Consider the following 13,010-nt stretch of genomic DNA (forward strand, 5'->3'; position numbering starts at 1 on the left):
GCAGGCCAGAAAATGGGCACATTCCTTTGCGAGGATCGCTTGCGTGATCAAGTGGAGTGATTGTGCATGCTGCGTCGCATTTTGATGCTTTCGGTTGGGATGGGCTTTTTGGCCTCGGTCGGCATCGCGCTGGTGCCGCTGTTGCCACGCGATGGCGGCGTGATCGCTGCCGCATCGGAGGCACAGGCCGACCCAAGCATGAGCGCGCCAAAGGCCACCGATGCGCAGTCCGGCCGCTTCACGATCATCGAGCGCCCGGATCTGCGCCCCTTCATGCCGCGCAATCCCAGTTATGACAGCCCGCTGCTGGCCGGTGTCATGACGCATGAAACCAGGGATGGAATGACCCCGCGCCATTGGCAGATCTATGCGCCACAAAGCCAAGCTCCATCACCGCGACCTGTCATCTTGTTGTTCCACGGGGCCAATCGCGACGGCATGTCGATGATCCATATGTGGAAGCAAGTTGCCGATGCGCATGACCTTGTGTTGATCGGGCTGAACGCCCCGTCGGGGGGGTGGAATGTCACCAAAGCAGAAGGTCGTTACCTGCAAGCCGTGCTGGATCATGCCGCCGCTGAATATGCGATCGACCGGGGGCGGGTGTTCTTGTTCGGCCATTCCGCCGGATCGATCATGGCACAAGTGGTCGCCAACCGGGTGCATGGGCCATGGCGGGGTGTGGCGGGTCATGCGGGAACTGTGAACCCTGCCTGGCTTTCGCCCATTGCCGAGGCGCCGCCTGTTCGGCACTATCTTGGCACGGCGGATCATATTTTTGGCGTGGATGAAGCAATCATGGCGGGTGAGATCGCGGCCAATGCCGGTCATGACCACCACCTTATCTTGGTCCCCGGCCACACGCATTGGTTCTATGTCGGCGGCCCGGCCTTTGCGGCGGATGCCTGGGCTTGGTTCGACACGCTGTAGCCGTTTACCACGCGTTTCTTGCATCGCGCGGGTCGAACCACTATCTGGTGAGTCGAGAGGTTGGCGCGGGCAGGCGCCTCGCCAACCTGGTCAGGTCCGGAAGGAAGCAGCCACAACGAGCCCCGCTTGGGTCGATGTCCAGCCTCTCACCCAACGTATCGCGACGAAGGGGCGATGCGCGTAGGCCCTGCAGGGGCGTTTCACAGAAACGACCCTAAGAGGGCTACGGCGCTTGCGGCTCAACGGCCGGTCAGATCACAAGGCCGAGACCAGCAGGTAGTTGAGGAAAATCCCCAGCAGGACCGACCCCATGAAATACAGGGTCGCGCCCTCCAGAAAGACGCGCCGCGCTTTGGTCAGGCCGTGGCGCTGCCATTGCCACAGCAAGATGCCGACCACCGCCGCAGGGATATGGAAGGTCGCGAAAATCGCGACGCTGCCGGTTCCAAGCGACGCGATCACACCCGACAGCCCACCACGCCAAAATGTCCCCGCGACCCAAAAGGCCAAGGCGCAAAGAGTCATCGCCCAGAAAAACAGCGACATCAGGCGCAAGAGAAACGGGGATGCTTTATGCTCGCTCATCAAGAGACCTCGGATTGCTGTTTTCTGCTAGCACGATGATGCACCGCTTCACCATGGACCTTGGCGCGCGGCTTCACTAGGTTTCACATCATCAACCAGCCCGAGGCACAATGACCGAAACATCCGACACCGGCTACCAGGTTCTGGCGCGCAAGTATCGCCCGGCGACATTCGTCGACCTGATCGGTCAGGATGCAATGGTGCGCACGTTGAAAAACGCCTTTGCCGCCGACCGGATCGCGCAGGCCTTCATGCTGACGGGGATTCGCGGCACCGGCAAGACGACGACCGCGCGGATCATCGCCAAGGGGCTGAACTGTATCGGGGCCGACGGCACGGGTGGGCCGACGACCGACCCTTGCGGTGTGTGCCAGAATTGCGTGGCGATCACCGAGGGGCGCCATGTCGACGTGATGGAGATGGACGCGGCCTCGAACACCGGTGTGCAGAACATCCGCGATGCGATCATCGAAACGGTCAGCTACCGCGCGGCGCAAGCGCGCTACAAGATCTTCATCATCGACGAGGTTCACATGCTCTCGACCAGTGCGTTCAACGCGCTGCTCAAGACGCTGGAGGAACCCCCGCCACATGTGAAATTCCTCTTTGCCACGACAGAAATCCGCAAGGTGCCGGTCACGGTTTTGTCGCGCTGCCAGCGCTTCGATCTGCGCCGGATCGAACCCGAGGTGATGATCGCCCATCTGCAAAAGGTGGCCAGCCTCGAGAATGCGCAGATCGCCGAGGATGCGCTGGCGCTGATAACGCGGGCCGCCGAAGGGTCGGTGCGCGACGCCATGAGCCTTTTGGATCAGGCAATCGCGCATGGCGCGGGCGAGACGACGGCGATCCAAGTGCGCGCGATGCTGGGGCTGGCGGATCGGGGCAGGGTCTTGGACTTGTTCGAGGCGATCATGCGCGGCGATGCGGCGGGCGCCTTGAGCGAACTCGGCGGGCAGTATGCCGATGGGGCCGATCCCGTGGCCGTGCTGCGCGATCTGGCCGAGATCACGCATTGGCTTTCGGTGGTCAAGATCACGCCCGAGGCTGCCGAAGACCCCACCATCGCCCCCGAGGAACGGATGCGTGGTCGCGCCTTGGCCGACCGCCTGCCGATGCGGGTGCTGACGCGGATGTGGCAAATGTTGCTCAAGGCCTTGGAAGAGGTGGCGCTTGCCCCCAACGCGATGATGGCCGCCGAAATGGCGGTGATCCGCCTGACCCATGTGGCTGATCTGCCCACCCCCGGCGATCTGGTGAAAAAGCTGCAATCGACCCCGTCCCCGTCGGGCGGGGGCGGTGGCGGCGCGCGTGGGGCGGCCCTTGCCCCCCAAGCCGCGCCACGGGCCCACATGCCTAGCCCGCGTGGTGGTGGCGGTGGCGCGCAGGCCGCGCTGCAACAGGCCCCCGGCCCGGACCTGTCGCTTTATCCAAGCTTTGCCAGTGTCGTGGCGCTGATCGAAGAGACCCGCGATATCAAGCTGTTGATCGAGGTGAAGACCTGCCTGCGCCTGATCAGCTACGCGCCGGGGCGGATGGAGTTTCAACTGACCGAGGATGCGCCGGGCGATCTGGTGCAGCGCCTCAAGCGCGCCTTGCAACTTGCCACTGGGGCCAATTGGATCATCTCGCTTGCCAATGAGGGCGGTGCGCCGACGCTCGCCGAGCGTGACCAAGCCACCGCCGATGCCGCCAAGGCCGAGTTGGAGCGCCATCCCCTTTTGCAGGCGGTCAAATCGGCCTTTCCCAAAGCCCGTATCGCCGCCATTCGCACCCGCGCCGAGCTATTGGCCGCCGCGCAAGCCGAGGCGCTGCCGGAACTGCCCGACCCCGATGATATGCCCGAGGATTGGGACCCGTTCGAGGATGAATAGCGCGCTTGTGGCAAGGATGCCGCCTGCGTATCTGTGATGCAAAATTGACCGATGGAGATGTGATCGATGCTTAAGGGTTTGGGCGGGCTTGGTGGTCTTGGCGACATGGCCAAGCTGATGAAACAGGCGCAAGAGATGCAGACCAAGATGGCGGAAATGCAAGAAAGCCTTGCATCGATGACCGTCGAGGGGCAATCGGGCGCAGGTCTGGTCAAGGCAAAAGCCACCGCCAAGGGTGAGTTGGTTGGCCTTGATATCGACCCCTCCATCTTCAATCAGGACGACAAGGAAGTGGTCGAAGATCTGATCTTGGCCGCGATCAAGGATGCCCAATCCAAGGCGCAGGAAAAAAGCCAAGAGGAACTCGGCAAGCTGACCGAGGGGATGGGCCTTCCGCCCGGCATGAAACTGCCGTTCTGAACCGTGAGCGACGCGCCCAAGGATATCGAGGCCCTGATCGAGATCATGGCACGCCTGCCGGGGCTTGGGCCCCGCTCGGCGCGACGTGCGGTTTTGCATCTGATCAAAAAGCGCGGTGCCTTGATGCGCCCATTGGCTGACACGATGAGCCGGGTGGCCGAAACCGCGCGTGAATGCCTGAATTGCGGCAATATCGGCACTGGCGATCTTTGCCCCATCTGCACCGATGACACGCGCGCCAATGGCCAGATCTGCGTGGTCGAGGATGTGGCCGATCTTTGGGCGATGGAACGCGGCAAGGTTTTTGCCGGGCGTTACCATGTCTTGGGCGGCACGCTGTCGGCGCTTGATGATGTCGGCCCCGAGGATCTGCGTATCCCGCGCCTTCTCGATCGGGTGACTGGCGAGGGGGTGGGCGAGGTGATCTTGGCGCTCAACGCCACCGTCGATGGGCAGACCACCGCCCATTACATCGCCGATGCGCTGGCCGGTCGTGGCGTCAGCGTCACTTCGCTGGCCCAAGGCGTGCCGATCGGGGGCGAATTGGATTACCTCGACGATGGCACGATTTCGGCGGCTCTCCGGGCGCGTAAGGCATTATGACGCGGTGTGAACGGGGCTTGGTTGCCGTGACGCGGCGTCGATGAACCCTGCCGCGTCGATTTTGACCTGTTTTCGACACCCCGAACGCACTAACACTCCGCCTTGAAGGTTTTCCGACGCCCAAGGTGTCGCCAATAGGAGAAACGCGATGAAGGTACTTGTGCCCGTCAAGCGCGTGATCGACTACAACGTGAAGGTCCGCGTCAAGGCGGATGGGTCCGGGGTCGATCTCGCCAATGTGAAAATGTCGATGAACCCCTTCGACGAAATCGCCGTCGAGGAGGCGATCCGCCTGAAAGAGGCGGGCAAGGCCGAAGAAGTCATCGCAGTGTCGATCGGCGTGAAACAGGCGCAAGAAACCCTGCGCACCGCGCTTGCCATGGGGGCCGACCGTGCGATCCTCGTCACCGCGACAGATGATGTGCATCAAGATATCGAGCCCTTGGCGGTGGCCAAGATCCTGGCCAAGGTCGCAGCTGAGGAGGGTGTGGGGCTTGTCATCGCCGGCAAACAGGCGATTGACAACGATATGAACGCGACGGGCCAGATGTTGGCCGCTCTTCTGGGCTGGGCGCAGGCGACATTCGCCAGCGAATTGGCGGTCGAGGGCGATCATGCAATCGTCACGCGCGAGGTCGATGGCGGCCTTCAGACGATCAAGGTCAAGATGCCCGCAATCGTGACCGTCGATCTGCGCCTGAACGAACCGCGCTATGCCAGCCTTCCCAATATCATGAAGGCGAAGAAAAAGCCGCTCGATGAAAAGACCGCCGGCGATTACGGCGTCGATGTCGCGCCGCGCCTGACGGTGATCAAGACCACCGAGCCGAGCAGCCGCAAGGCGGGCGTCAAGGTCGGCTCGGTCGATGAGCTGATCGCGAAACTCAAAGACGAAGCGGGGGTGATCTGATGGCTGTTCTTCTTCTTGCGGATGTGACGAACGGGCAATTGGCGGCCGATCAGGTCTCCAAGGCGCTGAGTGCCGTGAAAGGCTTGGGCGATGTCCATGTGCTGGTCGCCGGTCAAGGCGGTGATGCGGCAGCGGCCCAAGCGGCCAGCTTTGCCGGTGTCGCCAAGGTGATTTTTGCGGGCGATCACGGATTTTGCCATATGCTGGCCGAACCAGTCGCAGATCTGATCGTGTCGCTGGCGGGTGGCTACAGCCACATCGCGGCCCCCGCCACATCCGATGCCAAGAACGTGCTGCCGCGTGTGGCGGCACTTCTGGATGTGATGATCGTCTCGGAAGTGACCGCGGTGATCGACGCCGATACCTTCGAACGGCCGATCTATGCGGGCAACGCGATCCAGACGGTGAAATCGGGCGATGCGGTCAAGGTCATGACCATCCGCACCGCCGGCTTCGAGGCGGCGGCGACGGGAAACAGCGCCCCGGTCGAAGCGCTGGGCACCGCTGCGGCAGGCGGCCTATCGGCTTGGGTCGAAGACAAGGTCGCGGCCTCGGACCGGCCGGAACTGACCAGCGCGGGCATCGTCGTCTCGGGTGGTCGCGGTGTCGGCAGCCAAGAGCAGTTCGCCTTGATCGAGGGCTTGGCCGACAAGTTGGGTGCCGCGGTCGGCGCATCGCGCGCGGCGGTCGATTCGGGTTATGCGCCGAATGATTGGCAGGTGGGCCAGACCGGCAAGGTGGTGGCACCCGATCTTTACGTTGCGGTCGGCATCTCGGGTGCGATCCAGCATTTGGCCGGCATGAAAGACAGCAAGGTCATCGTCGCGATCAACAAGGACGAAGAGGCGCCGATTTTCCAAGTGGCCGATTACGGGCTGGTCGCCGATCTGTTCGATGCGATCCCGGAGCTGACCGGCAAGCTCTGAGCGGCTGAAGTTCAACGAATTACAAACGCCCCGCGGCTTGGCCGTGGGGCGTTTGCGCTTCAGGACAAGAGCGGCAGCAGCGCCGCCGCCGCGCGATCATGCAGATCGGGGCCGGGCAGCGTGCGCGCCGCGGCCTCCTCGCTGGGGGCAAAGAACATGCCGCGGGTCGATTGCGCCATTTGGGTATCGGTGGGGCCAATGATGCTCAGTGAGGCCGCCATCGCCCGCACCTCGGCCAGCATGTCCGGGGTGATGAACAGCGGATCGGGGCCCAAGGTGTCGCTTTGTCCTTCATCTTCGGGGTGGTGGCGCGCCAACCAGAGCAAATGCACGGGAACGTCGATCTCGGACAACAGGCCGCGCATCCGGGCCATCCATGCGACGCGCAATTCGGCCACGACGATGCCGAAACGCTCGGTCGAAAGCCCCTGAAGATGGCTGAGCAGATGCCGGGTGAAGTGAAACTCGGTGAAATCCACATCGCGGTAGATCGTACGCAGCATGGCTGTGGTCTTGACGAAGCGGTCATTTCGGCGGGGATGCACACCGTAAAGCCGGTTCGACAGGTTTTGCGCCCCCGTGATCTGCAACACCACGGCGGCGGCGTTGCGTGTCGCGGCGATGATGGCCGCATCCTGCATCAACACATCCATCCCTGCATTCATCACACCCATGTTGACCACGCCGCGCGGCAGTTTCGCGGCCAGTTGGGCCGTAAAGGGGGCAGGGATGAAGCGACCGAAGGTTTCCGACCCGCCCAGGCACAGGATATAGGGCGCCGCCATCGACGCCGGCGGCCCACGAAACCGCAGGACCGAGCCGGGATAACCGACTGGTTCATAGGTCAGGGGCATCGGCCCCCGTTGTTCGAAACTCATTGCTCCTTCGCTCCCACCAGATTGAAGACTCACCCATGAGCGAGATTGGCGTGTAGGCGTTTCCAAAGAGCTAAGCTTATAATTTGTGGCGGATTTTTTGGATTTGTAGGATAGGGGCGGCGGCGTGCCATGCAGCAGGGCGGGCTTGTGCCGGTCCGGTTTGCAGGCCTATGGTGCGCCGAGGGCCAAGCGCGAGAGGCGACAATGCATATTTCTTCGATCGGTGTGGTCGGCGCGGGCCAAATGGGCAATGGCATCGCTCATGTCTGTGCCTTGGCGGGCTATGATGTGATGATGACCGATATCAGCGCCGACGCGCTGGACAAGGCAGTCGCGCTGATCGACCGCAACATCGCCCGGCAAGTCGGTCGCGGCAAGGTGACCGAGGCCGAGATGGCCACTGCGATGGCGCGCATTCGCACCACCACCAAGCTGGCCGATCTGGGCCAAACAGATCTGATCATCGAAGCCGCGACCGAACGCGAAACGGTGAAGCAGGCAATATTCGAAGACCTGCTGCCCCATCTCAAGCCCGAGACGATCCTGACCTCGAACACCTCGTCGATCTCGATCACGCGGTTGGCCTCGCGAACCGACCGGCCTGAGAAATTCATGGGGTTCCATTTCATGAATCCAGTGCCGGTGATGCAACTGGTCGAGTTGATCCGCGGCATCGCAACGGATGAGGAAACATTCGCCGCGTGCAAAGAGGTGGTGGATCGGTTGGGCAAGACCGCTGCAACGGCCGAGGATTTCCCCGCCTTCATCGTCAATCGCATCTTGATGCCGATGATCAACGAGGCGGTCTATACGCTTTACGAAGGGGTCGGAAACGTCACCTCGATCGACATGGCGATGAAGCTGGGCACCAACCATCCGATGGGGCCGCTGGAATTGGCCGATTTCATCGGGCTCGATACCTGCCTTGCGATCATGAATGTGCTGCATGACGGGTTAGCCGATACGAAATACCGGCCCTGCCCGCTATTGACCAAATATGTCGAGGCAGGCTGGCTGGGCCGCAAGACGCAGCGCGGCTTTTACGATTATCGCGGTGATGTGCCGGTGCCGACGCGCTGATCGGGCTTTTGCCTGAGCAGGTCTAATCCTGATCCGGATTGTCGCGCAGCGACAAGGTGCGTGCGCGCAGCCATGCCATGAATTCGCGCGGCTTGCCGATTTGACCTTCCCATTGATCTTGGGTGATCGGTTTGCCGATGATTGGCGCTTGCGGTTTGTCGAAGCTGTGGACCACCTCGTGTAGAAGCAACCCCTGACGCAGCACGGGCGAGATGCGATTGGCGATCTGATACCAACGCGAATTCGAGCCGGTGAAAAAACACGGCACGATGGTCGCGCCCGATGTGCGGATCATCTTTGCGGTAAAGACGTTCCACTCTCCCTCGATCGCGGGGCCCCACATGCTTTGCGAGGCGGCAACCGCGCCCGAGGGGAACAGCGCGATCAACCCCTTTTGCGCCAGATGCTCCATCGCGAGGGCGCGCATTTGCAGCATTTTTTCCTGTGCATCCGGATCATGGGGAAAGGGCACGGGGATCATGTAGCTGGCGGCCGACTCGTCCAGCCCCGTCAGCAAAGCGCGGGTCAAGATGCGGTAATCGGGGCGACGGCGCCCGATCAGATCGGCCAAGATCATGCCATCGACCAAGCCATGCGGATGGTTGGCCACAAAGATCACCGGGCCTTGATCCGGGATGCGCGCCAGCTGATGCGCAGGCGTTTGCAGCTCGATGCCCATCGCCTTCATCGTGGCGGGCCAAAAGGCCTGCCCCTTGACCTCGCCCATTCGCTCGAATTGGCGGACGCGGCGGATGATGGTGATCTTGCCCGTCATCCATTCGATCGTGCGCACCAAGTTGCGCGTCAAAGGGTTCTCGAAGGTGTTGGAATAGGTCAGGCTGCGACGGTCATAGACCGTCTCGGAACCCGGCAAGCGCACAGGGCGTGGCGCGTGGATATTTCGCGTCGTTGTGTCTGTCACGCGCCCTTGTCCCATCCCGGTTTCCCGCCGTCACGGCCCGGTCAGTTTTCCTCGCCGAAGCGATCGCCGATCAACGTTGCCAGCGCATCGGCCAGCTTTTCCGCCTCGGGGCCCTTGGTTTCAACCTCAATAGTGGTTCCGATTGAGGCTGCCAACATCAAAAGCCCCATGATCGAATCCCCGGCGGCACTCAGCCCATCGCGGCGGACGGTCGCCTTGGCATCATGGGCTTCGACGACCTCGACGAAACGAGCCGAGGCGCGGGCATGCAAGCCTTTGACATTGATGATCTCGAAATTGCGGATCACGGACCGAGTTTCCATTTCAGGGGGTTCCATCGAAGCTGTTGATATAGCGGCGCCCGGCATCTGCGGCGCGCGCAACGGCGTCGTCCACGCTGAGATTGCGGGATTTGGCCAGCTTGATCAGCATGGGAAGGTTCACACCTGTCAGGATCTTGCGGTTCTGTGGTTTGCAGGCGGTCAAGGACAGGTTGGAGGGTGAGCCGCCGAACATGTCGGTCACGACCACAACGCCCGATCCATCATCGACGGAATCGGCTGCTTCGCAGATTTCGCGCGTGCGAGCCGCGCGGTCATCTTCGGGTCCGACCGAGATGGCGATCATCGCCTTCTGCCGTCCCACTACATGTTCCGTCGCCCGCATCAATTCGGAGGCAAGGCCCCCATGGGCAACGATGACGATGCCAATCACGTCTTGTTCGCCTCTGGCGTTTCCGTGGCGTCGATGCTCTGTACGCGACGCAGTTCCACTTCCCGATGTCTTTTAGACACGGGCCACCCTGTCTGTGCAAGATGGGCGGCGAGGATTTCGGTCAATGCGACCGAGCGGTGTTGCCCGCCGGTACAACCGAACGCGATGGTCAAATGGCTTTTCCCCTCGGCGGCGAAGGCAGGCAGCAGCATGTCGAGCATGTCGCCGACTTGATCGCGGAAGGTGCCGAACCTTTCGTCGGCGGCGATATAGCCCTGCACCGCAGGGTCGCGGCCATCTTGCGGGCGCAGGCCCGGTTCCCAATGCGGGTTGCGCAAGAAACGGCAGTCGAAGACAAGATCCGCCCCCGAGGGCAGGCCGCGGCGATACGAGAACGACATGAGGGTGATCGCCATGCGCGCGCCGCCCTCGGTGGCGAAAAGCCGGGTGATCTCGGCGCGTAGCTCGTGCGGTGTAAGGGTTGATGTGTCGACGAGCACGCTTGCGCCTGCGCGCACCGGCCCCAGAAGTGCCAATTCCTGTGCGATGCCTTGCGCCGGGTCGGCATCGGGTGCCAAGGGATGGCGCCGCCGGGTTTCCGAATAGCGCCGTTGCAGCACATCGGCGGCGCAATCGAGATAAAGCAGATCCGGGGCATAGCCTTCGGTCGCCACAAGGCGATTGAATGCGGCGAGCAGACCGGGCGCGGAATAGTCGCGATTACGCGCATCGGTGCCAAGCGCCATCGGTCGCTCGGGCGGCGGCCCTTCCAGTAGACGGGGCAAAAGCGACAAGGGCAGGTTGTCGATCGCCTCGAAGCCGAGATCTTCCAGCGCGTGGATCGCGGTCGAGCGGCCCGCCCCCGAGGGGCCGGTGACAAAAACCACACGCGCTTGCGGTGGCCGGGATGGCATCGTTGCAGGCGGCATATCCCCAAGGCCCTCGTGTCAGGGTTCGGCGCGCCCCTGCCGCATCATCAAAAGCAGTGCTGGGGCCAATCCATGTTCACCTGCAGCATGGATCAAGGGAACCCTGCTGTCACCTAGCGCGATCGTGTGCCGCAGGGGCAAACGTGCAGTCTCGGCCCGGTCCAGATCGACGGCCAGCGTTAAGGGTGCTTGGGCCAGCGTCGGGCCGGATCGGATCAGGCCGATGCCGCGCGCCTCGATCAGATCGCGCGCTTGTTCGGGGCGTTCCAACATGGCGGGCGCGCTGCCGCTTTGCAGCCAGACCCCGTCATCCGAGATCAAGACCGCGCCAAGTGCCATCATCGCGATGGCAAGGGTCGATTTGCCCGTGCCCGGCGCGCCAAGGATCACAAGCCCCCGACCATCGACGGCCAGGGCCGTGGCATTGAGCCAAAGCGCCATGCCATTGCGCGACGCGACCCAGCGCGTGATCGGCTCGGGTTCGGGATGCATCCTTCCGCCTGTTCAGATCGGCAGGCCGATGACGAAGCGGGCGCCAAGCGGTTCCGATGTGGCATCGGCCTCGGTCGGGCGGATGTTTTCGGCCCAAATCACGCCACCATGCGCCTCGACGATCTGCTTAGAGATCGCAAGACCAAGGCCCGAGTGATTGCCGAATTGTTGTACGGGCCGTTCGGAGTAGAATCGGTTGAACACTTTGGTCAGCGCCTCTTCGGGGATGCCGGGGCCGGTATCCTCGACCACGATCAGCACCCGGTTTTCCCGCCGCCTTGTCCAAAGCCTGACGGCGTCACCTTCTTCGCAGAAAGAGATCGCATTTGATAGAAGATTGACGAAAACCTGCGCCAGCCGCCCCTCCAGCCCCGAGATGCGGATCGGCTCGAACGGCAAATCGGTCACGAAGTCGACGCCTTTCTTGTCCGCCTCGCCTGCGTGATACTGCGAGATGTTGTGCAAGGTGCGGACAAGGTCGAATTCCTCTTCCTCCTCCTTGACCAATTCGCTGTCGAGCCGCGATGCGTTCGAGATATCGGAGACAAGCCGGTCCAAGCGCTGCACATCATGCTCGATCACCTCGAGCAGGCGGTTGCGTTGTTCATCTGTCTTGGCCACCCGCATCGTGCCGACAGCGGAGCGCAGGCTGGCCAGCGGGTTCTTGATCTCATGACTGACATCGGCGGCGAATTGCTCGTTCGAATCGATCCGGTCATAAAGCGCCGAGACCATGCCGCGCAGCGCGCCCGACAGCCGCCCGATTTCGTCGGGGCGGCCGGTCAGGTCGGGGATGCGCACGCGTGTCGGGCTCATCTTGCGGGCGTTCTTGTCGCGGCCAAGCTCGGCTGCGGCGGCCAGATCGGCCAGTGGATGCGCGATGGTCGAGGCCAGAACAAGGCTGAGGCCGATCGAGACCAAGAGCGCCACGGCGAACATTTGCAGCAACTGCTCGCGCTCGACCCGAACAAGATGGTCGATCTCGCCCGCCGCCGTGGTCACGACGACCGTTCCGACCTGACCCGATGCCGCGAAGATCGGCGAGGCGGCGGCGTAAAGCGTGCCGGTGCCATCGGCGCCGCGGCTGAGCACGGTCAGACCCTCAGTAGTTGGCGTGACCAAGGCGCGTGCCAGTTCTGATGCATCGCGGCGCTCGGGTTCGGGCGCGCCGCTGGTCAATAGACGCGAAAGCCCCGACCAGACACGGTTGAGGAAATCGGTGATCAACAGGGCATCCTGCCTCGTGCCGTCAAGCCCACGCACCGGCCGTGCAGGGCTGCGCGACAGGGTTTGGGTTGTCGCGATCAGGGTATCGGGGCCAGTGAAAACAAAAACATCGACGCCTGCAGACAGGCTGAGCCTGCTCAAGACGGATTGCGCATCGACACCACCGGCATCGAAGGGCGCGGCGGTCGCCTCTTGGGGGAGTGTCGCCTCCAGTACTTCGGCGATCAGCTGTGCCTCGACGGCGAGAGCGCGTTCGCGCTGCACCACAAGGCTGTCGCGGAAGGGGTTGAGATACATCACCCCCGCGACAAGAACCACCATCGCAAGCAGGTTGAACAAGATGATCTTGCGCGACAGCGGCGAGCGGTTGAGCGACAGCATATTGCGCCGCGCACGCGCGGCCTTGAGCTCTTGCTCGACCGAACCGGGTGGGCGATCCCAATCCTCGCCCAATACGATATCGGCGCGTTCATTGGCGCGGCGGTTGGTGAGTGATAAATCGGCGGGCACTGTCTGTGTC

Annotated in this window: 15 protein-coding genes and 1 other RNA gene; 8 read left to right on the forward strand and 8 right to left on the reverse strand. The window is 62.6% G+C overall.

What is annotated here, in order from left to right:
• Positions 1-66: 66 nt before the first annotated feature.
• Positions 67-930 (forward strand): prolyl oligopeptidase family serine peptidase, encoded by an 864-nt coding sequence (locus ACTG4J_RS00665; protein WP_439136562.1) that lies wholly within the window; start codon positions 67-69, stop codon positions 928-930.
• 53 nt (positions 931-983) lie between these two features.
• An RNA gene (ffs, locus tag ACTG4J_RS00670) (signal recognition particle sRNA small type) lies at positions 984-1,082 on the forward strand.
• A gap of 103 nt (positions 1,083-1,185) precedes the next feature.
• Here ffs and ACTG4J_RS00675 read toward each other — a convergent pair.
• On the reverse strand, positions 1,186-1,515 hold the full coding sequence (locus tag ACTG4J_RS00675; RefSeq protein ID WP_439136563.1) for a hypothetical protein: 330 nt from the start codon (positions 1,513-1,515) through the stop codon (positions 1,186-1,188).
• A gap of 110 nt (positions 1,516-1,625) precedes the next feature.
• On the opposite strand from ACTG4J_RS00675, the gene ACTG4J_RS00680 reads away from it, so the two are divergent.
• The 5 genes from ACTG4J_RS00680 (at position 1,626) to ACTG4J_RS00700 (ending at position 6,248) form a co-directional block, all read left to right on the forward strand.
• On the forward strand, positions 1,626-3,389 hold the full coding sequence (locus ACTG4J_RS00680) for a DNA polymerase III subunit gamma/tau (protein WP_439136564.1): 1,764 nt from the start codon (positions 1,626-1,628) through the stop codon (positions 3,387-3,389).
• Positions 3,390-3,455: 66 nt separating this feature from the next.
• Positions 3,456-3,809: a YbaB/EbfC family nucleoid-associated protein gene (locus ACTG4J_RS00685; protein WP_439136565.1), complete on the forward strand. Its 354-nt coding sequence runs from the start codon at positions 3,456-3,458 to the stop codon at positions 3,807-3,809.
• 3 nt (positions 3,810-3,812) lie between these two features.
• The gene (gene recR / locus ACTG4J_RS00690; RefSeq protein WP_439136566.1) at positions 3,813-4,412 is read left to right on the forward strand and encodes a recombination mediator RecR; all 600 of its coding nucleotides are present in this window, start codon (positions 3,813-3,815) and stop codon (positions 4,410-4,412) included.
• Between the two features lie 148 nt (positions 4,413-4,560).
• The gene (locus ACTG4J_RS00695) at positions 4,561-5,322 is read left to right on the forward strand and encodes an electron transfer flavoprotein subunit beta/FixA family protein (protein ID WP_439136567.1); all 762 of its coding nucleotides are present in this window, start codon (positions 4,561-4,563) and stop codon (positions 5,320-5,322) included.
• Entirely contained in the window at positions 5,322-6,248 is a 927-nt protein-coding gene (locus ACTG4J_RS00700; RefSeq protein WP_439136568.1) for an electron transfer flavoprotein subunit alpha/FixB family protein, read from the forward strand. The genes ACTG4J_RS00695 and ACTG4J_RS00700 overlap by 1 nt, the downstream gene beginning before the upstream one ends.
• A gap of 59 nt (positions 6,249-6,307) precedes the next feature.
• Here the strand turns inward: ACTG4J_RS00700 and ACTG4J_RS00705 are convergent, their stop codons facing one another.
• Positions 6,308-7,126, reverse strand: coding sequence for a DUF6473 family protein (locus tag ACTG4J_RS00705; protein ID WP_439136569.1), 819 nt, complete (start codon positions 7,124-7,126; stop codon positions 6,308-6,310).
• A 204-nt stretch (positions 7,127-7,330) separates the two neighbouring features.
• Between ACTG4J_RS00705 and ACTG4J_RS00710 the strand changes: the two genes are divergently transcribed.
• A complete protein-coding gene (locus tag ACTG4J_RS00710) occupies positions 7,331-8,206 on the forward strand; it encodes a 3-hydroxybutyryl-CoA dehydrogenase (RefSeq protein ID WP_439136570.1) in 876 nt (291 codons plus the stop codon).
• Between the two features lie 22 nt (positions 8,207-8,228).
• Here the strand turns inward: ACTG4J_RS00710 and ACTG4J_RS00715 are convergent, their stop codons facing one another.
• Genes ACTG4J_RS00715 through ACTG4J_RS00740 form a run of 6 tightly spaced genes read right to left on the reverse strand, consistent with a single transcriptional unit; the run spans position 8,229 to position 13,000 of the window.
• A complete protein-coding gene (locus ACTG4J_RS00715) occupies positions 8,229-9,128 on the reverse strand; it encodes a lysophospholipid acyltransferase family protein (protein WP_439136571.1) in 900 nt (299 codons plus the stop codon).
• Between the two features lie 41 nt (positions 9,129-9,169).
• On the reverse strand, positions 9,170-9,451 hold the full coding sequence (locus ACTG4J_RS00720; RefSeq protein ID WP_439136572.1) for an HPr family phosphocarrier protein: 282 nt from the start codon (positions 9,449-9,451) through the stop codon (positions 9,170-9,172).
• A gap of 1 nt (position 9,452) precedes the next feature.
• A complete protein-coding gene (locus ACTG4J_RS00725; RefSeq protein ID WP_439136573.1) occupies positions 9,453-9,842 on the reverse strand; it encodes a PTS sugar transporter subunit IIA in 390 nt (129 codons plus the stop codon).
• The gene (rapZ, locus tag ACTG4J_RS00730) at positions 9,839-10,771 is read right to left on the reverse strand and encodes an RNase adapter RapZ (RefSeq protein ID WP_439136574.1); all 933 of its coding nucleotides are present in this window, start codon (positions 10,769-10,771) and stop codon (positions 9,839-9,841) included. Before rapZ ends, ACTG4J_RS00725 begins: the two co-directional genes overlap by 4 nt.
• 18 nt (positions 10,772-10,789) lie before the next feature.
• The gene (locus tag ACTG4J_RS00735; protein WP_439136575.1) at positions 10,790-11,263 is read right to left on the reverse strand and encodes an HPr kinase/phosphorylase; all 474 of its coding nucleotides are present in this window, start codon (positions 11,261-11,263) and stop codon (positions 10,790-10,792) included.
• A gap of 12 nt (positions 11,264-11,275) precedes the next feature.
• Positions 11,276-13,000, reverse strand: a complete 1,725-nt coding sequence (locus tag ACTG4J_RS00740) for a sensor N-terminal transmembrane domain-containing protein (protein WP_439136576.1) — start codon at positions 12,998-13,000, stop codon at positions 11,276-11,278.
• Between the last annotated feature and the right edge of the window lie 10 nt (positions 13,001-13,010).

The organism is Roseicyclus sp., assembly GCF_965662675.1.
Taxonomy (GTDB): Bacteria; Pseudomonadota; Alphaproteobacteria; order Rhodobacterales; family Rhodobacteraceae; genus Roseicyclus.